Raw genomic sequence first — 21,642 nt, 5'->3', positions numbered from 1 at the left:
AAAGCGCTCGATGATGCCGTGGGCGGAGGCCGACGTTTGGGCGATGCCCGCGAGGAGCCTGGGCGTCGGCTTCCACGGTGACCGAGCACCGTCGCACGCGAACGGCGTGATCAGTGCCTGCACGTTCGTGAGGCAGAGGTGATACTGCCCTTGCTCTCCCCAAGGGGCGCAACATCCGTCGTCCAGGTGGCAGCCATCCAGTTCCGCCACTGCCACCACGGCGCCCCGGACCAAGCGATGGTCGGAGGGGAGAGCACCGGTGACAGCCGCGCTGTGACGGGCCGGGGCGTCGACGGTGAGGGCAGCGTGAATCAGGACCAGTCCGCGGAATGCCAGGGGCCGAGGGTGGTTCGCGACGCGGGCGCCGGCGAAGGCCACGCAGTCCGACCACGGCGGCCGGAGGGTCAGCGCGCGAGCTGCGCTTACCTTGGGTGCCCGGCTTGGCGCGCAAGCAGCCTCCAGAGCCGCTCGGTTCCGGGCCGCCTGCTCTCTCGTCACGCTGGTCTGGACGCGGGGCTTCGGCGGGAGAGCGTACCGGCCGAGACCGGTCGGAATTCCCTCCTGAATCAGCCGTGCGAGTTGGTCGGCGGACAGGCCGGAAGGCGAGACGGGTTCGCCGGTCATAGCCGCGCCGCCGCCCTGGCGAGATGACATGCCCGCCGCCCGGCGTCCACGGCATCCACTGCCGTACGGGGGTTGGAAAGCCTGCGGGGGCGAAGACAGACCGCGGTTGTTGCGGCTTCCGGCAGGAACCGGTGGAGGGCCGGATGAGTGTCCTGCGAGGGCCAGACGGCACGCGCGGTCATGACGTTCCGTCCCGCCCGGGGCGCACATCGCTGAGGCTGCCGCACGTGGGTAGGAAGTGCTCGAACGGCTGCCAAGCTGTGAGCTCGTAGTTAGCCAGCAGATCGAGGCTGGCGTCGAATCCGCCGCCGTCCACGGCGCACTCGTCTCCGGGCGGCATCGTGTGCTGAGCGCCGCTGGGGTCGAGGGGAACCACGAAAACGCCATCCTGGGTGCGCTCCAGGATCCGCAGCCGCGCGTGCGGGGCGGCCATCGTCGCGACGCTGCCGCGACGGACCCATGTCTGCCGTGTCGCCGCCAGGATCGCCGGGTCGCCAGCGTCAAGGCGCTCGGTGACCTCGTCGCAGACTTCAGCGTAGGAGGCGCCGGTGCGGTGCTGCAGCTCCCTGATCGCGGCGCTGAGGTGGTCGCCCAGTGCCTGCCCACCGATGAGCTCGTTGAGGTAGCGCGTGAATGTGCTCATGCGGTCCCTGTCCTCCCCGCACTGCTCGTGGCAGCCTCGCCCTTGGGGGCGTTGGCGGTGATCTGGGCGATCAGGCTCTGCAGCGAGGAGCCCCGTCCGGCACAGCGGCCGGGTAGGCCACAGCTGCTGCAGTCAGCCTCGGCACCGGCCCAGCTGAGACGGCACGGGCTGCACAGTTGGCTGAGCGGGATGGGGGACGACCGACCGGTGCGTCCGTTTCTGACGGCTCCGCTGTTGCGGGGCTTGGTGACGGCTGTGGGGACGTGCATGATGAGGTGCTCCTTCTCCGCTGGCGCGGGGTGGGGCCCGGGACGGCCGGCTGGTTTCCAGGCCGAGTGCGGCCGTCCCGGTGTTGGGGCGAGCAGTTGCGATGTCTGCAGGCGCCGGATGTCGAAGCCCGGGGTGCGCCGGGCTACGGCGTGGGGGTCGCCTTCAGCTGGGGTGTGACAGTGCTGTCGTGCGGGTTGTCGCGGCTGGTGGAACGGATCAGCAGGCGGGCATCGCAGTCCACGGGCGCGCCCGGTTCGCTGTGGAGCTCGGCGAGCATGTTGCCGAGGGCGTCCTCGTCGTCGACGTTCTGCTCGAAGTAGGTGCCGCAGGAGCAGGGCACGACGAGCGTGAGCACGTGCCGTTCGCCGCGGCCGCTGTCGTCTGCGCTGTAGTGCAGCCACCATCCGGCGACGGCGTCAGCCGCTCCGAGGAAGGCGACGGCACTGGCGGGCAGGCCCTGCTCGGGCAGCGGGACGAATCCGGACCACGACAGGTTCGGGACGACCGCGGCGAGGGTGTCGGGGAAGCTGCCGACCAGGACGGCGCCGGCGGTCAGCACGGCGTTGAATGCCGCGGCCTCGTCTCGTTCGCGGGCTCGTTCGGCAAGGTCGACGGTGCGGACGCTGCGGCACAGGGCAGCGATGGGGCTGGGATCTTCGGGAGCGCCCTGGATGTACTCGGGCTGCTCCGGGGGCTGTGGGGGACGGAGCTGGATCACGGTCATGGGTGCGCTTCCTCCTTCGTGATGCGCAGGAGGTCCTGTCTCTGCCTACCGGTCGCCCCCTGCCACTGCGGCAGCAGTGGCAGGGGGCCACAAGGGCGGCTTGTCAGAGCAGGGCTTCCGGGCGGGGTGCCTCGTCGTCGTCTTCGGGCTCGACGCAGCCGTGCACCGAACACGTGATGCCGGGGTCCCGGTCCATGTCGCCGGTCAGGGCCCGGTACAGGTCGGTGACGCTGTAGGCCGGAGCCCACGCGGTGCCCGCGCACTCGTCGTCGACAGGGCAGGGAACCCGGACGTCGAACCCGATGCCGCCCTCGTCGTCGACGTTCTGCCGGTAGGCGAGGGTGAGGTACTGCTGGCCCATGCGGACCTCAGCGACGCGGTCGCCTTCCGCCAGGCGTGACCCGTCCTTCCACTTCCACAGCGGAACGAGCCGCGGGCCGAAGAAGCGCTGGACCACGAGGAGGTCGCCGAGCCCCCGGTGGCAGCCGCGGCCGAGGTCGGCCTCCCGCTGCTGGCTGAGCCGCTGCAGGAAGGGCTCCAGGCGGTAGAGGGCGTCGGAGTACACGACGTGGTCGAAGCCTTCACCGGCCAGATCTCGAGTGCTGTGGACCATGGCCGTGTGCTGAGCCCGGACCACGTCCTGGTCCACCTGCCGGTTCGCGGGCCGGTACTGCTGCCGGTCGACGCACACCGACCACGGGGTGCTCATCACGATTGCGGCCGTGGGCATCCCATTGCGCTTGGCAGCGGCCACCGGTCCGGCCCTGTGAGCCTGATCCACGTTGGTGCAGTCGAGGACGGTGCGGACCCGGCGCTGCATCCGGCATTCGAGCGCGATGTCGAACAGTGCTACGGCCTGAGGTGTGGCGTCCTGGCAGCCAGGGTCGCCGCTGACGATGCCGCGGAAGGTGTCGAGGGACAAGATGTCGGTGTCGGGCCACGTCGCTGCCAGAGTGGACTTGCCGGAGCCGGAGGGGCCGATCAGGACGATCAACCCCGGGTCGGGCACTTCGAAGGACGGGGTCATGGCGTTCGCTCACCCTCCGGGTCCAAGACGCGAGTAGCCGCGTAAACGCGGTCGCCGGTCGCACCCGCGATGAAGCCGGCTGCTTCCTGTAGCGGGCAGGAGGCGTCTCCGTCACCATCCGCATCCAAGCGATCGGCCGTCCCCGCAGCAGTCGTGAGCAACTGCGCTACCGCGCCCAGGACCCCGCCGCCAGGGTCGCTCTCGCAGAACACCTCACGCAGCACCGCCGCTGCTTCCTGCGGGTTGATGCCTTCGCTGGCGAGGATGTCCTCGAGCTGCTGGCTGCCGAGCCGGATGATGCCCGCGGCCGCCCTGGCAATCTGCAGGCGCTCCGTCATCGGGCGTCGCCCCCCGCCGCGGCGGTGAGCAGGGCGGTACCGGGACGACCCAGGCGGCGTCCGTTGACGCTGGGCACTTCGGCGTCGCTGGCCACCGCGACCATCGGTGCGCCCGAGTGCTTGCCCCTGTACAAGGCGACATCGGCTGCGCGCAGGAGACGCGAGTAGGTGGCGTTCTTGATGGTGTCGCTGGTGGCGGAACCGATGGACACCGACACGTCGATCGAGTGGTGGACACCGTGGGGCACCGGCATGCACAGCAGCCGCTGAAGCTGCTGCAGGCGGGCGACACGTCGGTTTCGCCCGGCGTAGGTCGCGACGACGAATTCGTCGCCCCCTAGACGCCCGACGATGCCTCGGCTGCCAGCCCACTGGCTGAGGCGGGCTGCGGTCTGGGCAAGGACCTGGTCACCGGCCGCGTGGCCGGCGGTGTCGTTGATCTGCTTGAAGGCGTCGACGTCGACCATGGCGATCAGGGCGTTGTCGCCGTACCGGTCGAGGAACTGCTCAGCGCGGACGGTGAAGACGTTCCTGCGGAGAGCGCCGGTCAGATCGCACCGGTCCGCCTGGTGGAGACGGCGTTCGAGGTTTGCCACACGAGCGGCAAGAAGCAGGACGGCGGCAGCCGCGGGAAGGAGCCCCGGCAGCGCCCGTAAGCTAGCGGAATTGGCCATACTGATGGTCCTTCTCGTGTCGGTGATACGGGAGGGGAAGCCCCTGGGGCGGACGACGGGTTTCCAGGCCAATGCCGTCCGTCCCCGGGGCGCTGCAGACCGCGTATGGGCCTGCGCACAGATGCGTGCCGTGTGAAGAACCGTCCTCGGCGCCCGCTTGCGTGACCGCTGGGCTCGTGAGCCCGCACTGTGGTCGACGCCCACGGAACGCTGTCAAGGCGGCGGCTCTCTCGATGAACCGGCCGTGAGCGCCGGCTGGTGCCGGGCCCCTCAGATGTCGAGGCCCTCTGCCAGGAGCTTGCGTGTCACCTCGATGGGGAGCCGATCGCGAAGGAGCTCTGCGGTGACCAGGTTGGTCGCGCGTGTTGAGGCGTACTCGACGGCCCGCAGCGTGAACGGGGTCCCACGGCAGGTGGACTTCGTCGTCCATACGGCGAGTCGCTGCGCTGTGGAGTGCGCGGCTCCGCGCCGCGCCGCGTATGCGGCTTCCAGAGCGGAATTCTGGGCTTGACCGCCGCCCATGGGCGCACCCTTGGGCGGCAGTCGCCACTCCTCCAGGGCCCGGTAGGTGGACAGCGGATTGGTGTCCCAGGCTTGGGCCCACTGGTGAATCCGCTGGGGCAGGTTCTCGACTGCGGTCAGGACTTCGTGCCCTCGCGGTCCCAGCGCCCGCCGATGGTCTGTCTCCTCCACCACGCGGATGGAATGTGTGGCCTGAAGGTACGGGCGAAACTGCGGATCCGGCGTGCTGGTCTCACCGACCGGCTCGACGATGAACAGGCGCGCCGGCCAGAGTTCGTACCCCTCGAGCACCTCGCCGCTTTCGCTGGTGCATGAGAAGTAGCTGAACGGGGCGTGGCTGGACCGGATGAGGGACTGGTTCGGATGGATGACCGTTCGGCCGACGGATACGGACAGATTCACCGGTGTACGGGCGTCCGCGCTGGCTGGGATGACTCCGTCGGGGCGTGTGGCTACGTAGAAGATGGTCATTCGTCAGACCCTCTCCACGACGACGACCGGCGCGGCCTGGTGAGCCAGGTGCGTGAGCAGCGCGAGGAGCTCGGGCAGGGTGCTGACCGCCACGGGTGTTTTCCCCAGGATGGTCAGGGAGAACTGCGGTTGGGCCAGCCGGGGATCGGTTCCGTCGTAGTGCAGCGTCACTCCCGGGCCCAAGGGGAATGCGGCTTCGCCGCTCTCCGACCCGTGCCATCCACGCGGGTTCCGGAGGAAGTGGTCGCTGCGGTCCAGGGTGAACGCCGCGATGGCCGCACGCGCTGCCGCATCGGCTTTGGCTGCTGTCGCTGTCAGCCGGATCGCTTCGGCAAGGGTGAGCCGGTCCTGGCACGGTTGCGGGCGTGCCGTCACCCGGGCGAGGAGTCGACGCACCGGCACCAGGTAGTCCCCCAGGACGGTGTAGGTTTTGGCGCTGATCACCGCCGCTGCTGCGGCCACGATGAAGACGCGCTGAGAGAGTGCCCAGGATTCGGGGAGGGCCTGGAACACGGGGACGCTGAGGAAGCCAGCAGCGCTGACAGCGCCGATCTTGGTGGAGAGGGTCAGGGCTGCGGAACCGATGCGGAACGCACGGTGGCGTAAGGCGTTGCCTTTCATGTTGCGAGTGCCTTTCCGTAGTCGTTGTGGAACCGGGATTGCTGCTGTTAGGGCCGCGGCTGGGCGCAGAGCCTGCTGATGACGAGCGGAGAGGACGCGGTGACCTGGCCGATCTCGCAGCTGTAGGAGCAGTAGGGGCGGCGGGTGCCAACCGGGGCACCGCACGACTGACACTTGCGGCGGTTGCTGGTGCCGGCTGCCGTCAGGGAACTGCCGTCGTCGACGAATCCTCGGCAGGCTTCGCAGCGGCCGTCGCCGGGGTTCGTGATACCGGAGCACTGCGGGCTGCAGAGCCAGGATCCGAAGGCATAGGTGACACAGCCGCAAGGGCAGGTCGCTGGCTGCGGCAGGGCACGTTGCAGGACTGTCCACAGGCGGTCGCTCGGCTCGTCGGCCGGGTCGATGATGGTGACCTGCATCGCGTCGGCGACGGCGGCCACCGCGTCGCGGTGACAGCCGCGCCAGATGCCGACCAGTTCGCGTCGGCTGAGCGCGCTGCCGAAGTCTGTCGTGGGCGCCCCGTTACGGGTGGTGACGGTCTGTCCGCCAGTGCCCGGCCTGCAGCCGAGCTCGTGCAGGATGATCGTCAAGTTGGCGTACTCGGCGGCGTCGACCAGGCGTTGCAAGAGGTCAGGGTCGTCGACGAAGCCTTCGACCGCCGCATGCTGCCTCCAGACCGTTCCGTCCGGGGTGGTCTCGGCGACGCCGGGCTGCGAACCGATCGTGAGGTATCCGCTGCGGTTGGTGGCAGCGAGGACCTCACGAATGCTCGCGGTCTCCGGATCAGGACCGTACCCCGGCGGATAGTTGGGCTGGCTTTCGATCGTGCCTTCGAGCCAGTCGGCCATGGCCTGTCCCAGGTCGGGGACGCTTCGGGCCGCTCGCCATCGTTCTCTGTCGGAACGGCTCATCCCAGGAAGCCGAAATTTGATCATGACTTTCGCCTCGCTCATGGTGGCTGACAGGTGGCATCGGGGCGGCCGGGCCTGGAAGCCGGCGGCCGCCCCGAGCCGTAGGTGGGCGGCGCTAGGCCGCCAGGACCGTCTCGCCGGGCGCCGTGTAGTGAGCGGGGTCCGCTGGTGTGCCGTCGTAGCACTCCAGACACGACCCCAACGTCTTCAGCGGCAGGCAGAAGATGTAGACGCGTTCGCAGACCGGGCACTCGCGCCGAGCCCTCATCGCTCGGGCGAGTGCGCGGCGCTTGGCTGGTGTCATAGGCAGCTTCGGCAGCGCCAGATCGATCCGGTACAGCCACGCCATGCGGGTGCAGTGGCGGGTGAGCCCAAGGCATTTCCGGCAGCGAAGCTGGGCAACTGGATCGTGCCCGCCAGGGCGCAGTCCTCGTGCACGAAGCTGGCGTCGTGTGGCGAACGCGTCGCGGTCGATGCTGCCCCAGTCGTAGACGGGTAAGGCACCGCCCGGGGATATCACACCGGTCTTCACGGCTCAGAGGTTGCGCGTACGACGCAGCTGGTCGCCGAGGCCTCGCGGAAGCCGAGCCAGTCGTCCGGCGTCGATCACGGGCGCCGGGTCGATGACGGCCTGCCTTCGCAGTGGGCCGACGGCGGAGTCGGCCTGTTCGGGTGCGTCGGTCTTGCGCTCGTGGGCTTCGCTGTGCGGGGGCGCCATGAAGATCCGTCCCTTCTCGGGTGATGGGGCATGTCCGAAGGCGCGCGGGCAGACAGGCGTGCTGCTTACGTGGACGTGGAATGAGGAAGCCGCCACGTTTCCCTTGGCGGCCGCTGCTTTCTCACGGCGTGGGAGGCGATATTCGTCGCTGGTGCAGCGATCGCGCGTGATCGGCTGCAGGCGGTTTTGGTGGTTGTGCCTGTCGTCGCCCGGACGGCCTGTCCCGTACCCGAGGCCCAGCCACCGGGGCGGTGGACGGGATTCGGGTACGAGGCAGGTGGGCCGGGGCGGGTCAGTGGTAGGTGGTCGCCGAAGACGACTTGCCGAACCACTTCGGCTCGTGGGTGTGCTGGTGGTTGTGGGTGGTGATGTAGGTGTCGCCGCCTCCGCGGAGGGCTCGGGAGACCGGCATGCGCGCGGCGATGACGAGAGCGGCGATCCCGAGGATGACCCCGCCGCTGATCCCGGCTACCGCGTTGACGACCTGCGACACGCCGTAGCCCATGCCAGCTGCGAAAACACCGGCGGCCGCGAAGCGCTGGGCCATCTTGTCGATGCCGCCCGTCGGGCGGGGCTCCGGCTGCGTCATAAAGGGGCTGTGGAGGTATCCGGCCGGGAGGCTGTCCCGCGGCACCAGGACGTAGGCGTTGTCGGGGCTGGGCACGAAGACGGCGGGCCGGCGCTCGCTGGACAGCTCCACCGCGCCGGCCGCGATCGGGTCGTACGCGGTAGGCATCCGGTGCGCGTGAGCCAGGGCCTCCAGCGTGTCCTGCGGCACGTCAGGCATGGACAGTCGCTGGGGTTCGTACCCGAAGGTGGGGTGCTGCGTCATGTCTCTTCCATTCGCGAAGTGAGGCGGCCCTCCCTGCGTTGCAAGGAGGGCCGCAAGGTCAGGACGGGCGTGATGCGGATGTGGCTGAGATCCGGAAGGCGTGTGGCCCGTGGTCACCCGCCGGTGGTGAGCCTCTTGAGGGCTTCCATGGCTTGCTCCGGGCTGGCGATCGCTGCGCGCGTCGGTGCGTAGGGGGCGATCACGGTGCCGCGGAACCGTCGGGGCTTCGTGTCGGTGTCACCCCAGTCGTCGAGGTCGGGCCCTTCGTCCTCGGACTCGTCGTCGGGGCGGTGCCAGTCGCCCAGGAGGCCGCGGCGGTCCAGTTCACGGATTTCGTGGTCGGTGAGCCGCCCGACCACGCTGGGGAACAGCGGCGAGATGTCCTCCTCAAAGTTCATGAACAGGGTGCGGAGGACCTCGGGCTTGCGGGTCTCGATGATCCATCCGGCGCCACCCGTGTTGCCGTCGGCCGGCGGCTCCGGCTCACCCTTCATGATCCGCTCCAGGCGGCCGCTCTCCGCCTTCGAGAAGGAGCGAGGCAGCGGATCGGGAATGTCTTCCGGGGCGATACCCAGCGCCCTGAACATCTCCGCGACCTTCCGGGCAGCAACCTTCAGAACGACCGGGATGCTGTTCTCCCGGAGGTTCTCCAGGAGCAACTGGGTGAAGCCGTCCTGCACATAGACCGACTGCCCTGCGACCTTCTCGCCGACGTTGTACTTGCGTCCCTTGACCGAGACCTGCTCGGCAAGGTCCATGATCTCCGCGCCGTACTTCGGGTGCCGGGCCGCTGACAGGAACTCGTCCAGGTACTGGCGGTGTGGCCCGTACGGGCAACCGGGCAGCCCGGGCGTGTAGTCGTGGCAGGTGCCGTCAGCCCAGGGCATGGCTGCGCGGATCTCCATCAACGCGAACGTCGCTCGCAGTGAGCGCAGCATGTACAGGGCGCCTGCGCCCTGACGGTCTATGTGCCGTCCGAGAGCTGTGGTCTTTTCGTCCGGGGTTTCGGTGGCCAGCCAGACGGAGGCCCCCGAGTTGGTGTCGGCGCAGATGGCGAGTGCCATGAGCTGCGTCTTTCCGCCACCGGATGGCGCGACGAACAGACCGTGGGCGGCGCCGCGTTCGGTGTAGACCCGGTTTCGGGCGGGCTGGCCGTTGGCGAGGTAGCCGGTGACGTAGCGGCCTTCGGCGTCGGGCGTGAGCAGTTCGCGCGTGGCCGGGTAGACCTTGGCGAGCGGGGAGACGTCCCACTGGGACACCAGGATGTCGGGGCCGTCGGTGGTGACGAAGGTGCGGCCGTCCTCGTAGGATGCGCCGAGCGTCTTGCAGAGAGCTTTGATGTCCACCCTCGGCTCGGCTGATGCGTCCTCCATCACAGCTCGCCAGTACGTCACGCCGCGCTCGGCGTTCCGTACACGCGATAGGAACTTGGAGCCGGGGATGGGGCCGCCTTCGCGGCCTATGGTGTCGGCCCACTTTTCATCGTTGGTGGGCTTCTTCCTTCGGCGCGCACCGGCGTCGGGGGTGACCTCGACCTCGAGCCAGCCCGGCCCTGCCGGCCGGCCTGCTTGCGGTGCGACGGGCATTTTGTGCGCGTCAGCCGGATCGATCTGGAAGGCGGCGGCGATGTCCGTCGTCTCGAGTCCCACGATGGGGCGGCCGTGCTCGGCGGCGCGCAGGATCATCGTGAAGTCGTGGTCGGTGCCGGGGTGTGGCTTTGCCACCATGACCACGGTGCGGGCAGGAAGCCCTGCACGCTCCCACAGCTGGCGGACCTGAACGGTGAAGGCGTCGTTTGCTGCACCTGGGATCGGCAGCGCGGGAGTCGGCACTGCGGGGGTCGGCACGGCCGGTCCCGGCGTGATCGCAGCGACCGGCTCGGACGCGCGGGCCAGCGCAGCACGGGCACGGCGGCGGGCCTTGTGCGACCACGGCAGCAGCATGCCGAATGTCGTTGCCCATCCGGCGGCGAGTAGAGCGTCAGCCCCCCAGTACCAGCCGGTGGTGTTCGTCGCCACGAGGTCGACGACGAGTGCCGCGGCCGGAGGAGACAGGCGGAGGAGCTTCTGGCCTGCACCGGCGTCGCCCTTGAAGGCGAACAGCATGCCACCGACGCTGACGACCCCGGCTGTGAGGATGCCGCCGTTGACGGCTCCCTCGGGGGCGATGTTCGGGACTGCGGCCAGCGCCGGCGCAGCCATGGTGTACACGAGGCGTTCCAGCCGGACACTGGGCGGATTCACGGGGGAAGCACTCCTTATCAGGATCGGGAAAGGGCGACCCCGCACGATGCCGGGCCGCCCTCTGCTGGTGCGGGGTGGTTCATTCCTCGAAGAAGCCAGGCCTCGGCGTCGGATCGCGCCTGGTGGAGCGGATGTCGTCGAGTGCTCCGTAGAGTCGCGAGTGGGTGCGCTGTGTATCGCGCACCTTGCCCCCGAACTCCTGCGCAGAGTCCCGCATCTTTGCGGAGTCGACGGCGGCGCCTCCCTGGGAGACGGACACAGTGTTGACCAGGTCGATGAACCTGGTCCCCAGCTCCGCGTGCCCGATGTGGGCAGCCACGCCTTGCGCGCGGCCAGCCCGCTCGCCCATCGAGGTACTCAAGGCGTGCAACCCGGCGACCGCGTCGTCCATGGCCTGACCGGCTGCGATGAGCTTCTGCTGCACGGCTTGGTAGCGATTGTCGCCATCCGCGGGAGCGGGTGACTTACTGCCCTGTGTGGCGGGCTCGTTCGCCATGTGGATCTCTCCTAGTTGTGGTGCGCGGCAGCAGATGCGTGGGCCAGGCCGGCGTCCCGCTTTGCCTGCATGTCTTCGCCGTACACCCGCGAGACCTCCCGGGCGGCCATGACGGCAGCGGTGGCGGCCGTGGCCAATCGGTGAGCGAAGAGCTGTGCCTGAAACTTTAGGGTGGCTGCAGAGTCGGCGAGGTCCACGAGGAGATTGACCACCGCTGGCGCGACGTTGTGGTCCTGGGCCAAGTCCCCCGCCATCGCCCGGAGCTCGTCTGCCACAATGCCCATCGCCTTGGACAAGTTCTGCGCGTACTCCTGGTCGCCAGCCGCTTCGACGGCCATTGAGGCCATCTCCTGCAGGAACTGGGCGAAAGTGATGTTGGTGCGGTGCTGGGGCGCCAAGCCGGCGGCCCCAGATGTTCCGGGGGCTTCCGCTGGCTGCTGCACGGTCCTCTCCCTGCTTTGGGTGGCGCCGCCAGCTGTGGGGGACGCCGTATGAGACTGGGGTTCTGCCGAAGTCGTCCCTGGGCCGAGCTCCTTGGGTGTGGGGTCCTGGCGGGCCCCCTGCGGCGGCGAATGGGGTTCGTCGGCACGCTCCACCGTGATGCCAAGGTCTTCGGCGGCCACGGGCCCCGGCGCCTCTGTCTCGGCGTCCTTGTTCTTCCGGAACCGGTCCCACATGCCTTCGCGGGGCGAGCCTGCATCGTCAGCCCCCGGCCCTCTACCGCTGCCGCGTTGTCCCTCCGCTGAACGGGGATCGTCACCCGGGCCGCTTCCGGATCCCGGGGTCGGGGTGGACGGCCCGCTGCCGCCCTTGTCCTTGGCTGGACCGTCGGGGTTCGGGTCGGGGTCACCGGCCTTCGGGCCCGCCCCATCCTTCTTCGGGCTGTCCTTCGGGCCCGTCCCGCTCTTCTTCGGGTCGGGGTCACCGGCCTTCGGGCCCGCCCCATCCTTCTTCGGGCTGTCCTTCGGGCCCGTCCCGCTCTTCTTCGGGTCGGGGTCACCGGCCTTCGGGCCCGCCCCATCCTTCTTCGGGCTGTCCTTCGGGCCCGTCCCGCTCTTCTTCGGGTCGGGGTCACCGGCCTTCGGATCCGCCCCATCCTTCTTCGGGCTGTCCTTCGGGCCCGTCCCATTCTTCTTCGGGCCGGGGTCACCGGCTTTCGGGCCCGCCCCATCCTTCTTAGGGCTCTTCTTTGCGTCCCCGCTGCCCTTGGGGTCGATCTTCCCAGTCTTGGACTTGTCGGGAGACGCAGCGCCGCCAGCGGCCTTCTGAGGGTCCTTCCGGCCCTTGGAAGGCCCGTTGCCCTCGGTACCCCTCTTATGCCCCTTAGAGGGACCCTCAGGGGCCTTCTTGCCCGGACTCTTCCCATTGGAGCTAGGGCTCCGGCCAGACGCACCACCCGAATTCTTAGGCGTTCCAGAATTCGGCCCTGGCGTCCGCTTTCGCCCCTTGTCCCCGCCGGATCCGGCTGCCGGACCACGTCCTCTGAGCCTCTCCTGCTGAAGTTTGCTGTTTAACCCGGACATCGTCACATCGTGATTGGTCCTGGCCTTGAGCAAATCCACCTTCCGGGCGACCTCGGCTTCCCGCAGAGGCATTTCAGCTTCGTGGCGCTCGCGGCCACGAGAAATCCGGAAATCGATCCAGTCGCCGATCCGATCAGCGAGCGAACGGGGCACCTCGGCGTCGACGTCGTATTCCTCGCTCGGACCGTCGTCGCCCGTTTCATCCGTAGGAGCCTCCGCCGCCAGCGCCGCGGCAGGAGCCATCGGCGTGGGAACCGGAGGTACCGCAATTTCCGGAACAGGCTCCTCGCGCAGAGGGTCAGGAATGGCCGGCGGGCGTACCTCCTCGAATGTCGGAACTCTCGGCGGTACAACGTAGGCCCCTTGCCCAACCGGGAGGCGGACCACGTTGCCCCTTCCCGCGTCGTCGTCTTCCCCTTCGAATGTGTCGTCATCGCGTGCCACGTTCCACCTCCTCTCGGGTCTTGACAGAGTGTGACTCTCGCGTGCACGCGTGCACGGGCACGCGTGCACGCGTTACGCGCGAGGCCGTTTGGCCTCCGGGGCGCTGGTTCCGTGCACGCTGTGTCATCGGTGTGCGTGCGCCTCCTCCACCTCGCTGGCGTACGTCATGAGGTCGTTCCACAGACGCGGGTCGCCGTCGCGGCGAAGCTCGATGGCGAGCATGAAGACGCGCTGAAGGAGTGCGTAGGCCGGGACGACGTCATTCTGACCGGCCCTGATTTCCTGCGCGATTTCCGCTCGCGCGAGTCGGAGCCAGAATTCCATGGCTCCCTTTTCGCCTCGCGTTGCGCGGGCTGCTTCTACCTGTTCCTGCAGCCATGCTCGCCGATTTTCGGTGGACTGTTCTCGCCGTGTTCGAGGTCGCATCAGGCCGACTTCTCTCCGCGCTTGATATCCCAGACCGACTGGGGTCCAGTGTATTCATTCGATGGCTCTTCCGTCGGCACGGGCGGAGTTTCGGGAGTCGAGCGCAGAGCGGCGGCCTCCTTGAACTTTTTGTCCCGCGCCAACTGCCTTTCACGCCGCCTATCCGGGAGAGCCCTGACTGCATCGTCGTGTGCGCGACGTCGGCGCGAGGCAAATTCCAAGGAGTTGGCGAGGGCGGTGGCATGCCTGATAGCGGCGGCCAGGGGCCTGTCAACGGGAATGGCGCGCAGCCTCGGGTGGTACCACTTGTCGTCCTTCACATGCGTGTTGCGGCAGTAGATGCGCGTTTCTCGTCGTAGGGTTTTCAGGTTTTCGTTGATCTGCTCCACGACGCTTTGGATGTCTGCGAGATACCTGGCACTCGCGCCCGCGTTCCGTGCCACATCGCGCAGTGACGGCTCGGTTTGGTGCTCATTCATGATGGAACCTCCGTACGAGTTGCAGATACTCCAGCGGCGTCGGCGTACGTGGCCGATCCGCTGCGCGAACTTGGTCGTGCTGGAACGCTGTTCTGTGGCGCTCGGCGCCTTCACCGGTCACCGGGGCATGTGGAGTGCCCCGGTGGCCAGTGGAGCCGTCGGTCCCTGTGTTTTCGCAGGTCAGGGCTGGTACCCCTCGGCCAGGAGCTGTGCGGCCTCCTTGCGGTACTCGGACGCGGTGCTGGGCGAAGAGAGCCCCATCTCGCTCTGGATCGTTGCGAGCGTGAGGGCCTCGGCGTTCCCGCCGGCCTGGTTGAGGATCATCCGGCCGACCTTGCGGATCGCCCGCTCCCGGGGCGTCAGCCGGGCGACGTCCTCCATTTCGACGGCACGCGTCTCGATTTCGGCCGCACGCAGACGGGCTTCGGCAGCGGCATGTCGTGAACGGCTCGCCTCGGCCAAGGCCTCCTCCCTGCGTGCTGTCTCCTCCGCGGCAAGGCGGTCGGTTTCGGAGGTAAGCCGTCGGGTTTCGGCAGTGGCCCTGTCCGCTTCGGCAGCGGCTGCGTCGGCTTCGGCAGCGCGGAGTCGGGCCTCGGCGGCAGTGGCCGTTTCGATTGCTGCGGTCTCGTCCGCGGCCGCGGCGTCGAGGGCGGCGGTTTCCCTCCGCTTCTCCGCGGCCTGGCGCTCGAGCTCTGCAGTCTGCAGGCTGGCGGCGGCCTCTTCGCGGCGGTGCTCGGCCTCCTCGCGATCCGCGGTCGCGGCACGGGCGCGAGCCTCAGAGACGAGAGCCGTCTCGAGCTCCTGCTGTTCCTGCTCCGCAGCCCGCTCAGCAGCACCGACCTGTGCCCGTGCATGCGCCCGGGCCTGCCCGGTCTCGCCTTCCACGCGGGCCCGGACGGTCTCCAGTTTGCCGTCGGCCTCGATGCGCCTGGCCTCAGCGTTCTTCCGCTCGATCTCCTGCTGAGTCTCGGCGTCCAGGCGCCGGCGCTCGGCATCCGCAGCACGCACCTGAGCATCGCGTTCCTGCTGCTCGGGGAGCTCCAGGGCCTCCGCGACGGTGTACCCGAAGGGGGCCATCGTCATGGGCAGACGCTCGTCCTCCGTTGCCTTGCGCAGGTTGCCGCCGTGCCTCCGCATGAGCCACTGCTCGTACGCCAGTAGCTCCTGCTCGCGGCGGACCATCTCCGGGTACGAGGTGATGCCCCAGAGCTTCATCCGCCGGAACATCTTGGCAGTGGGCCAGGGAGCCAAGGCCCATCGGGACCACGGGATGGAGTCGCGTTCCTCCTGCTCAGCGGGGCGGACCACCCGGTCGATCGACGTGCGGCCCAGCTCCACGATCATGATGAACAGGATCGGGACGACCCCGTGGGCGAACGCGGCAACGTAGTCCAGCAGCTGCCAGCCGCGCCCGCGAGGAGCACCGGAAGCGGCGTTGAGAACGACGGTGGCGGCCGTGAGCAGCCAGACCGGGTAGCGGATCCACCTGATGGGCCTGTTCAGCCAGGCCATGAGCAGGTCGACGGCGATCATCACCATGATGCCGGTGTCGACGCCGACGGCGAACAGCTGGCCCTTGCCGAGGGTGCCGAAGCCGAGCCGCTGGTAGGCGAAGTCCGCGACGTGCTCGAAGCTCAGGTAGAGGCCGATGCCGGCGAGGGCGACGGCGGCCAGGATGATCGCGGCCGCGGTCAACTTCTGCGACGTCCTCAGGGGACCGCGGGACGGCTGCACCCGGTGGGGCGGAGCGTTCCGCTTCAGCGGACCCGAAACCTCTTCCGGCGCGCTCGAAGCGGGATGCGGCGCCCCCGAAATCGTGGTCGGCGGCCGCGAAACCGGGGTATCGGTGGCCGCTCTCTGCGGCACTTCGGTGATCGTCATGGGGTGCCTCCAGAGGGGCGGTAGACGGTGTATTCGAAACGGCAATGGGTGGCCGCGAAACGTGATCAGCTGTGGCCGAAATGGATCTAGGCGGGCACGAAAGTGGGCCACGTCGGGCTGCAGAGGGTGCGAGTGCCAACGGCGCACCGTCAGCCAGACCGCTGGGGCGCCCGAAATGGGGGTGGCCGGGTTGCCCGTCATGAAGCGGGCGGCGGTGTCGGCGGCGGTCCCACACGACGATGGTGTGAGCTGAGGGCCTGCGGTCCTGAACGGCTCCCCTCAGCCGTGTCCGTCCCGGCGAGCCAGGACGGGCACAGGAGGCAACCGACAGATCGTTAGGGCGTGCGGTGTTCGGTCACAGTTGCCGTCTGCCTGCGGAGTAGATGTGAGGTAGTACCGGCGTCAGGCTCCGCCTGTCGATGGAGACTCCGGTGTATCTCCTGAACGCGGTGGCCAGCGGCGTATGCTGCGGCGGCCGCGCAGGCGGCGACATGAAGGCGGTGGCGGGCGGTCCGGCTTCCCGGGCCAAAGAACGCCACAGCACGGGCGGCTGCCGTAACCAACACCCGTGCACGAATCGTTACGTGAAGATCGTCAGGCACCGATAGCTCAAGTGGTGGGAGGAGGCGGGGGCTCCGGAGTTTGGCGGAGCCCCCCGCCTCGGGGTTTGGGAACGCGCGGGTCTAGAGCTCGCCGTTTCCCTTGCAGGTTGTGCACCGTTGCGGGGTTTGCCGGCCTGAGCCGTCGATGATCAGCACGCCGTTGCCGGTGCCTCGACAGTCCGGACAACGTCGGGGTGCATCAGGCATCCCGTGGGGCCACCCCCATCGAGGTCCCGTTGGAGCTGGTCTGCCCCGACGGTGCCGGGGGCGGTGTCGGCGGCGGGGTGGGGATCGGCTCGTGGCCGTAGTCCCCGTTGATGCTGTGGTCCGCCATCTGCGGCCCGGTCGTCCGCGTACGGCGGGCGATCGCAGCCAGCCGGGCGCAGACCCGGTCGTCGTGGGCTTCCGCCAGCGTGCTGTAGTCGTAGGCCGCGAGGACGGCCGCAGGGACCACCCGGGTGCAGGCGGCGGGGCGGCTGATTCGGCCTGCCGCGATCAGCCGACGTTGGAGCATCGCACCGTCGGGCTTGGGCGGACCGGCGGGAATCCGGGCCGGCAGGCCGTGGTCGTCGTAGCGGAGGGTCTTGCCGGGCTCTCGCCGCGGCAGCGGCAGCTTGACCGGCTCCCTGGGCGGGGACGTCGGGCGGGGGGTGTCCAGCAGTTGGGGAGCTGCCATCATGAGGGTTGCCAAGGTCGTGTTCCCTTTCCTGAGTGGTTGGCGACCTGGAGGCGGCCCTGGGGTGCGATCCCGGGGCCGCCGCCGTTTGGCTGCATACGAGCAGCCGCGGGCGCCGACATCCGAGGTGGATGCCGACGCCCGTGGCCACTGGTGTGCGAAGCCGTCAGGAGGAGGCCTTGCGGGTGCGGTTACGCGCGGCGCGGCGCTTCATCGCGCGACGCTCGTCCTCGCTGAGGCCGCCCCACACGCCCGCGTCTTGGCCGGTCTCCAGGGCCCACTGGAGGCACAGCTCCATCACGGGGCAGCGGCGGCAGACCGCCTTGGCTTCCTCGATCTGCAGCAGCGAGGGACCGGTGTTGCCGATCGGGAAGAAGAGGTCGGGGTCCTCCTCCTCGCGGCACACCGCGTTGTGGCGCCAGTCCATGGTGTTTCCTCCCTCTCAGGGTCGGTCGTGGTGGGTTCAAGCGGCGGTGTCGACGGTGCTGGTGCCGAGCGGGTGGCGCGGCGGTATGACGCGACCGTCCGGCAGTAACTCCCCGGTGTCCGAGAAGAGCAGGACGCCGTTGCAAAGGAGGCTCCAACCTTGCTGGTAGACCGCGCTCACGACCTGAGCGGCTTCCCGGTCGGCAGCTGTTGCCGGCGGGCAGGCGGGGTGATGGAGGCAGATTCGTTCCATGACAGTCCCTTCGGGGCGGGCTTGGCCGCCGCGCGAGGCCGCGCGGCCGCTGCTGACGAGGTGCGGTACGAACGGCCGCGGCCGCCGCCATCCCGTTCTGGGCTGGCGGCGGCCGCGGTGGTTCGTTCCAGGTAGTGGACTATCGGGTGATGCGGGTCGGGGTGAGGGGCACTTCGGGGCCTCGGAACTCGGACGAGGCGCCCTGCCGGGTGGTCCGGCAGGTGTTATTGGTGTCCTCGACGGCCGTGCCGCTTCCCTTGGCGGAGGACTGCCCCGCGGGCGCCTGGCTGGCGAACATCAGTTCCTGCCGTTCCCGCGCCTGCTTGGCGTAGGACTGGTCGAAGGACCTGCGCTCTCGAGCCCACCCCCGCTGGACGTTCCTGCGAGCGGGCTCCTGCCGGAGCAGGCGGCTGTAGGTGTCTGCCAGCGTGATCCCGTCCTGGCAGTAGTCGCGGCCGGTGCAAACGGCGCAGCCCTTGCGGTGGGCGGTGAGACTGTCCCAAGCGGCGTCCGCGCGCGGAACAACGGGCGTGATACGGGTCGCCGCTGGCGTTGCGGGCGTGATCGGCTTGCGGCGTACCGCAGTCGGCCTCCGCGATGCGGCGTCTGCGATGCCGTCACCGAGGCGGCCTGCCCACTCGGCGATGGTCACGTCAATGACCACTAAGCGGTTGGTGCCGCGGCAGCGGCCCTGTTTGGGTGCACCCACTGGCGCAGTGTCGTGAGGGACGACCTTGGGAGCGCTTTGGACTCCGGTGATGGGGCACCAGGTGGAGCAATCCGGGCAGACCAAGCTGACCTCCCCGGGCAGAAGTTCGACCTGGTGGGGGGCGAGTGTCGAGACAAGCAAGGCCGGGCGGCTGCTGTGGTTCTTGGTGCGGGTCCTCTTCGCCCGGGGGCGAGCGGTCGCAGTCCCGGTCTGGGTGGTCATTGCATCGTCTCCCGTGGCAGGCCTCGAGGGCGCGGCGGCGAATGCCCTCTCTGCCCGCCAGGCGCCCGAGGTACGAGCGCCATGACGGCCAGACAGCGCACTGACGCTGCGATGTGCGACAGGTCGTCGCGAGCCAGGGGATTTGATGGTGCTATCGACCCTGGTCGCCCCGTTTAGGGCGGCGACTTCCTGTGTGGTGCTGGTCGCCGAGGTTCCGGCGCCCATCGCCGGCGCCGTCCGAGACGGTTCCGGCAAAAGGCGTCAGATCACGTCAGCTGCAGGGGCTTGGCCAGCGGGGTCTTGCCGCTGCCGGTCCCGCCGATCAGTACGGGAGCAGTCGTGTCGATGGCGATAGGCGCCTCGGCGTGGTCGCCGGAGTGGGACTCGCCGAGGTGCGCGCGCACTGCGGCGTGGGCCATGAGTTGCAGCCACGAGAAGTCGAGAATGCGACGGTCGATCGTGCTGGTCGCCTCGGCGCACCGCAGCCAGACCTCGGAGGCGACGTCCTCAGCGTCCTGGCGCAGCCCCGGGGTGAGTCGCTTGGAGATGTAGGCCTGCAGTCGACCGGCGTGCCGCTCGTAGGTGCTGGCGAGCAGGTCCGTCCAGCAGGCATTTGAGTCGTTGGCTTGGCCGTTGGCCGAGCCGGCGGCGGCAGCTTCGTTTGCGCATTGACGTCGAGTCATGTGCGGCCCCTTTCGATTCAGTCAGGTGAGCCTTCGTCGGTCGAGTTCCGAATCGTCGACCTCCATGCGACCATAAGGCCATTAGCCTTAAGGTGGCAAGGGCTTCTGGGTCGTGCGACGGCTGATCACTGCGGGCACTAGGGTTTGAACGAGCAGATGTCAGCCAAGGGGGGACGGACCGTGGACAGCAAGGACGCATGGGCTGGTGATCCTCGGCCCTACCTAGGGCCGGGCCGGAAGGGAACGGGTGATCCTTGGGCGGCACACGCGGCCGCACATGGTCGCAAGGGAACCCAGCGGCTGTTGGCAGTAGGAGCCGTGGACCCGCCCGAGCCCGTGCGAGAGTTCTTTCGGCTGTCCCACAGCGCCCAGGTCATCGCCCGCCGGCGCCTGATCCTTCTCGATGACCGTCCTATCGAGCTCGCCGACTCGTATTACCCGCTGCACCTTGCCAACGGGACGGCCTTGGCCGAGCACCGCAAAGTCCGCGGCGGGACCGCATCCCTTCTGGCGGCGATCGGGCAGACCCCGGAGGACGAGCCGCTGGAGGACGTTGCCGCGGCGGCCGCGACTGCCGAGCAGTCGCACCTCTTGAGACTGCCCGAGGGATCGCCTGTGCTGATCTGCGTACGGTTCGTCGCGTCTTCCACCGGCGAGCCGATCGAGGTAAGCATCATGACTGGGACTGGACATTTGCGGTACCGACAGAGAAGGCAGGCCAGCTGACCTATGGCGAGAGCATTCGAGGATGGTCGGTCGGCGCACCAGAGGATCGCTGCTGGCCTTCGGCGCCGGATCATGCGCGGTGACCTGGAGCCCGGGGTACAGCTGCCGTCTACGCCTGCCTTGATGGCCCAGTACGAAGTGGCTGGAACGACAGTCCAGAACGCACTGGCGTTGCTCAAGGAAGAGGGGCTTGTGCATGGTCAGCCAGGCAAGGGCGTCTTTGTTACGGGCAGTACCCAGGAGGCCATAGAGCCATCGCTGTACGCGAGGCCAGCTCCGGTCGGCGAACCGTATCCGTGGGTGAGCGAAGCGGCCAAGCGATCACAGCAGGGTTCGATCACGCTTCTCGACGTGGCGGTGGTCGAGCCACCGTTCGAGGTGGGGCGGGCGCTCGGGCTTCCAGAGGGGGGCAACGCGGTGTTGCGCAAGCAGGTGCTCTTGCTTGACGGTGAGCCCACTGAATTCGCCATGTCCTACTACCCCTTGAACCTTGCCGAGGGCACGGCCATGATGGCGCGCCGCAAGATCCGGGGGGGCACGCCAGCGCTCCTCGCCGAGCTCGGATATCCGCCGGTCAACGTGGTCGACGAGGTGTCGTCCGAAATCCCGACTGAAGAAGAAGTCGTAGCCCTCCAGCTGCCCAAGGACCGGCCAGTCCTTGTAACTTTTCGCGTCGTGTACGCGGCTGGCGACCGTCCGATCGAGGCTTCGCTACTGACCAAGCCGGCACACCACTACCGCGTGCGCTACCAGTTCTCTGCCGAGTGAGACCGAACTCAGGGGCCCTCCGAGCAGGTGCGGCCGAGGGCCTTAAGTCTTAGGGCAGTAAGGTGATAGCTTGGCTGAGCGGTAGATCGCTTTGCACTCAGGGAGGTGTCGTGCCGCTTCTGCGGTCTTGGGGACCTATGCGCCTGACCGGACGGTTCGTCGCCTTTGGCCGGCCGATTGGCTGGCCTTGATGAGTCGTCAAAGTGCTGAACCGAGCAGCTCGGCGACACGTTCCGCAAGCCTCACCAGGTCCTGAGGTCGAGGGGTACAGTGGCCTCCGACGTAGATCAAAAAAATGTGGCCCCGTCGACCTTAGGCAAGTCGAGTGTGGGGCCACGTGGCCTTCGAACCTCTCCACAAGGGACGTTGGCCTGCCGGCCACCTTCAGCAACCGTCAGGTGATCGACATGGACTCAGGGTACCCGCACCCTCTGACAGACACGCAGCACCCCGCCGTAGGGCCAGCGACTGAATACGCGCTGACCCCTCGGTGGGGTGTTCGCATTTGTTCGACCGATGCCGCGCACACCCCTCCTGCTGAGGGGGCCCGCATGAGCTAACGCGAGGGCGGCTCAGCCGCCGGGACGCTCAGCGTCGCGGTGATTCGCAGTCACCGAAGCTCAGCGCCCCCTGCCACCGGAGGAGCACCAGTCCCTCCGAAGGGATTGTTCGACAGGTTCGCAGCCCGCCGAACAGTTCGATCTTCAGGT

24 protein-coding genes are annotated in these 21,642 nt (G+C 68.5%); 2 read left to right on the top strand and 22 right to left on the bottom strand.

What is annotated here, in order from left to right; genetic code table 11:
* Nucleotides 1–802: 802 nt before the first annotated feature.
* The 22 genes from OIE69_RS43965 to OIE69_RS43860 form a co-directional block, all read right to left on the bottom strand.
* Nucleotides 803–1,267: a hypothetical protein gene (locus tag OIE69_RS43965; RefSeq protein ID WP_326581725.1), complete on the bottom strand. Its 465-nt coding sequence runs from the start codon at nucleotides 1,265–1,267 to the stop codon at nucleotides 803–805.
* Between the two features lie 412 nt (nucleotides 1,268–1,679).
* Complete coding sequence (locus tag OIE69_RS43960) at nucleotides 1,680–2,261, bottom strand: hypothetical protein (protein WP_326581724.1); 582 nt, start codon at nucleotides 2,259–2,261, stop codon at nucleotides 1,680–1,682.
* A 103-nt stretch (nucleotides 2,262–2,364) separates the two neighbouring features.
* Nucleotides 2,365–3,288, bottom strand: a complete 924-nt coding sequence (locus OIE69_RS43955; RefSeq protein ID WP_326581723.1) for an ATP-binding protein — start codon at nucleotides 3,286–3,288, stop codon at nucleotides 2,365–2,367.
* A complete protein-coding gene (locus OIE69_RS43950; protein ID WP_326581722.1) occupies nucleotides 3,285–3,626 on the bottom strand; it encodes a hypothetical protein in 342 nt (113 codons plus the stop codon). Before OIE69_RS43950 ends, OIE69_RS43955 begins: the two co-directional genes overlap by 4 nt.
* A complete protein-coding gene (locus OIE69_RS43945; protein ID WP_326581721.1) occupies nucleotides 3,623–4,300 on the bottom strand; it encodes a GGDEF domain-containing protein in 678 nt (225 codons plus the stop codon). The genes OIE69_RS43950 and OIE69_RS43945 overlap by 4 nt, the downstream gene beginning before the upstream one ends.
* Nucleotides 4,301–4,570: 270 nt before the next feature.
* A complete protein-coding gene (locus tag OIE69_RS43940; RefSeq protein ID WP_326581720.1) occupies nucleotides 4,571–5,293 on the bottom strand; it encodes a hypothetical protein in 723 nt (240 codons plus the stop codon).
* Nucleotides 5,294–5,296: 3 nt separating this feature from the next.
* Nucleotides 5,297–5,914, bottom strand: coding sequence for a hypothetical protein (locus OIE69_RS43935; protein WP_326581719.1), 618 nt, complete (start codon nucleotides 5,912–5,914; stop codon nucleotides 5,297–5,299).
* A gap of 47 nt (nucleotides 5,915–5,961) precedes the next feature.
* Nucleotides 5,962–6,825 carry a DUF6919 domain-containing protein gene (locus OIE69_RS43930; protein WP_392567712.1) on the bottom strand — a complete coding sequence of 288 codons (864 nt, stop codon included), beginning with the start codon at nucleotides 6,823–6,825 and terminating at the stop codon, nucleotides 5,962–5,964.
* A gap of 115 nt (nucleotides 6,826–6,940) precedes the next feature.
* On the bottom strand, nucleotides 6,941–7,345 hold the full coding sequence (locus tag OIE69_RS43925) for an RRQRL motif-containing zinc-binding protein (RefSeq protein ID WP_326581883.1): 405 nt from the start codon (nucleotides 7,343–7,345) through the stop codon (nucleotides 6,941–6,943).
* A 15-nt stretch (nucleotides 7,346–7,360) separates the two neighbouring features.
* Entirely contained in the window at nucleotides 7,361–7,543 is a 183-nt protein-coding gene (locus tag OIE69_RS43920; RefSeq protein WP_326581717.1) for a hypothetical protein, read from the bottom strand.
* A 292-nt stretch (nucleotides 7,544–7,835) separates the two neighbouring features.
* Nucleotides 7,836–8,375 carry a hypothetical protein gene (locus OIE69_RS43915; RefSeq protein ID WP_326581716.1) on the bottom strand — a complete coding sequence of 180 codons (540 nt, stop codon included), beginning with the start codon at nucleotides 8,373–8,375 and terminating at the stop codon, nucleotides 7,836–7,838.
* A 113-nt stretch (nucleotides 8,376–8,488) separates the two neighbouring features.
* Nucleotides 8,489–10,480, bottom strand: a complete 1,992-nt coding sequence (locus OIE69_RS43910) for a chromosome segregation protein ParM (RefSeq protein ID WP_326581715.1) — start codon at nucleotides 10,478–10,480, stop codon at nucleotides 8,489–8,491.
* A gap of 217 nt (nucleotides 10,481–10,697) precedes the next feature.
* Nucleotides 10,698–11,114, bottom strand: a complete 417-nt coding sequence (locus OIE69_RS43905; RefSeq protein WP_326581714.1) for a conjugal transfer protein TraB — start codon at nucleotides 11,112–11,114, stop codon at nucleotides 10,698–10,700.
* Nucleotides 11,115–11,125: 11 nt separating this feature from the next.
* Nucleotides 11,126–13,081, bottom strand: coding sequence for a hypothetical protein (locus OIE69_RS43900; RefSeq protein WP_326581713.1), 1,956 nt, complete (start codon nucleotides 13,079–13,081; stop codon nucleotides 11,126–11,128).
* Between the two features lie 123 nt (nucleotides 13,082–13,204).
* Nucleotides 13,205–13,405 (bottom strand): hypothetical protein, encoded by a 201-nt coding sequence (locus tag OIE69_RS43895; RefSeq protein ID WP_326581712.1) that lies wholly within the window; start codon nucleotides 13,403–13,405, stop codon nucleotides 13,205–13,207.
* Between the two features lie 101 nt (nucleotides 13,406–13,506).
* Nucleotides 13,507–13,986: a hypothetical protein gene (locus tag OIE69_RS43890; protein WP_326581711.1), complete on the bottom strand. Its 480-nt coding sequence runs from the start codon at nucleotides 13,984–13,986 to the stop codon at nucleotides 13,507–13,509.
* Nucleotides 13,987–14,166: 180 nt separating this feature from the next.
* Complete coding sequence (locus OIE69_RS43885) at nucleotides 14,167–15,867, bottom strand: DUF2637 domain-containing protein (RefSeq protein ID WP_326581710.1); 1,701 nt, start codon at nucleotides 15,865–15,867, stop codon at nucleotides 14,167–14,169.
* An 801-nt stretch (nucleotides 15,868–16,668) separates the two neighbouring features.
* Nucleotides 16,669–17,160 carry a hypothetical protein gene (locus tag OIE69_RS43880; protein WP_326581709.1) on the bottom strand — a complete coding sequence of 164 codons (492 nt, stop codon included), beginning with the start codon at nucleotides 17,158–17,160 and terminating at the stop codon, nucleotides 16,669–16,671.
* 151 nt (nucleotides 17,161–17,311) lie between these two features.
* Nucleotides 17,312–17,572: a WhiB family transcriptional regulator gene (locus OIE69_RS43875; RefSeq protein WP_326581708.1), complete on the bottom strand. Its 261-nt coding sequence runs from the start codon at nucleotides 17,570–17,572 to the stop codon at nucleotides 17,312–17,314.
* Nucleotides 17,573–17,608: 36 nt separating this feature from the next.
* Nucleotides 17,609–17,815 carry a DUF5999 family protein gene (locus OIE69_RS43870; RefSeq protein ID WP_326581881.1) on the bottom strand — a complete coding sequence of 69 codons (207 nt, stop codon included), beginning with the start codon at nucleotides 17,813–17,815 and terminating at the stop codon, nucleotides 17,609–17,611.
* A 148-nt stretch (nucleotides 17,816–17,963) separates the two neighbouring features.
* Entirely contained in the window at nucleotides 17,964–18,476 is a 513-nt protein-coding gene (locus tag OIE69_RS43865; protein ID WP_326581707.1) for a hypothetical protein, read from the bottom strand.
* Nucleotides 18,477–19,021: 545 nt separating this feature from the next.
* Entirely contained in the window at nucleotides 19,022–19,438 is a 417-nt protein-coding gene (locus tag OIE69_RS43860; protein ID WP_326581706.1) for an RNA polymerase sigma factor, read from the bottom strand.
* Nucleotides 19,439–19,594: 156 nt separating this feature from the next.
* Between OIE69_RS43860 and OIE69_RS43855 the strand changes: the two genes are divergently transcribed.
* Entirely contained in the window at nucleotides 19,595–20,164 is a 570-nt protein-coding gene (locus OIE69_RS43855; RefSeq protein ID WP_326581879.1) for a UTRA domain-containing protein, read from the top strand.
* A gap of 3 nt (nucleotides 20,165–20,167) precedes the next feature.
* Nucleotides 20,168–20,932 (top strand): GntR family transcriptional regulator, encoded by a 765-nt coding sequence (locus OIE69_RS43850; protein ID WP_326581705.1) that lies wholly within the window; start codon nucleotides 20,168–20,170, stop codon nucleotides 20,930–20,932.
* Nucleotides 20,933–21,642 lie beyond the last annotated feature (710 nt).

The organism is Actinacidiphila glaucinigra (assembly GCF_035918135.1).
In the GTDB taxonomy this organism is placed as follows: Bacteria; Actinomycetota; Actinomycetes; order Streptomycetales; family Streptomycetaceae; genus Actinacidiphila; species Actinacidiphila glaucinigra.
Note: the sequence above shows the minus strand (reverse complement) of the source record. Positions and strands in the feature narration are given on the sequence as shown.

Excerpts from the sequence above, each read along its gene's own strand:
- OIE69_RS43955 (WP_326581723.1), bottom strand. The coding sequence starts at position 3,288 with ATGACCCCGTCCTTCGAAGTGCCCGACCCGGGGTTGATCGTCCTGATC.
- OIE69_RS43885 (WP_326581710.1), bottom strand. The coding sequence starts at position 15,867 with ATGACGATCACCGAAGTGCCGCAGAGAGCGGCCACCGATACCCCGGTT.
- OIE69_RS43910 (WP_326581715.1), bottom strand. The coding sequence starts at position 10,480 with ATGCTGTTCGCCTTCAAGGGCGACGCCGGTGCAGGCCAGAAGCTCCTC.
- OIE69_RS43850 (WP_326581705.1), top strand. The coding sequence starts at position 20,168 with ATGGCGAGAGCATTCGAGGATGGTCGGTCGGCGCACCAGAGGATCGCT.
- OIE69_RS43915 (WP_326581716.1), bottom strand. The coding sequence starts at position 8,375 with ATGACGCAGCACCCCACCTTCGGGTACGAACCCCAGCGACTGTCCATG.
- OIE69_RS43950 (WP_326581722.1), bottom strand. The coding sequence starts at position 3,626 with ATGACGGAGCGCCTGCAGATTGCCAGGGCGGCCGCGGGCATCATCCGG.
- OIE69_RS43875 (WP_326581708.1), bottom strand. The coding sequence starts at position 17,572 with ATGGACTGGCGCCACAACGCGGTGTGCCGCGAGGAGGAGGACCCCGAC.
- OIE69_RS43895 (WP_326581712.1), bottom strand. The coding sequence starts at position 13,405 with ATGGAATTCTGGCTCCGACTCGCGCGAGCGGAAATCGCGCAGGAAATC.
- OIE69_RS43860 (WP_326581706.1), bottom strand. The coding sequence starts at position 19,438 with ATGACTCGACGTCAATGCGCAAACGAAGCTGCCGCCGCCGGCTCGGCC.
- OIE69_RS43855 (WP_326581879.1), top strand. The coding sequence starts at position 19,595 with ATGTCAGCCAAGGGGGGACGGACCGTGGACAGCAAGGACGCATGGGCT.
- OIE69_RS43890 (WP_326581711.1), bottom strand. The coding sequence starts at position 13,986 with ATGAATGAGCACCAAACCGAGCCGTCACTGCGCGATGTGGCACGGAAC.
- OIE69_RS43960 (WP_326581724.1), bottom strand. The coding sequence starts at position 2,261 with ATGACCGTGATCCAGCTCCGTCCCCCACAGCCCCCGGAGCAGCCCGAG.
- OIE69_RS43930 (WP_392567712.1), bottom strand. The coding sequence starts at position 6,825 with ATGAGCCGTTCCGACAGAGAACGATGGCGAGCGGCCCGAAGCGTCCCC.
- OIE69_RS43940 (WP_326581720.1), bottom strand. The coding sequence starts at position 5,293 with ATGACCATCTTCTACGTAGCCACACGCCCCGACGGAGTCATCCCAGCC.
- OIE69_RS43905 (WP_326581714.1), bottom strand. The coding sequence starts at position 11,114 with ATGGCGAACGAGCCCGCCACACAGGGCAGTAAGTCACCCGCTCCCGCG.
- OIE69_RS43945 (WP_326581721.1), bottom strand. The coding sequence starts at position 4,300 with ATGGCCAATTCCGCTAGCTTACGGGCGCTGCCGGGGCTCCTTCCCGCG.
- OIE69_RS43965 (WP_326581725.1), bottom strand. The coding sequence starts at position 1,267 with ATGAGCACATTCACGCGCTACCTCAACGAGCTCATCGGTGGGCAGGCA.
- OIE69_RS43935 (WP_326581719.1), bottom strand. The coding sequence starts at position 5,914 with ATGAAAGGCAACGCCTTACGCCACCGTGCGTTCCGCATCGGTTCCGCA.
- OIE69_RS43920 (WP_326581717.1), bottom strand. The coding sequence starts at position 7,543 with ATGGCGCCCCCGCACAGCGAAGCCCACGAGCGCAAGACCGACGCACCC.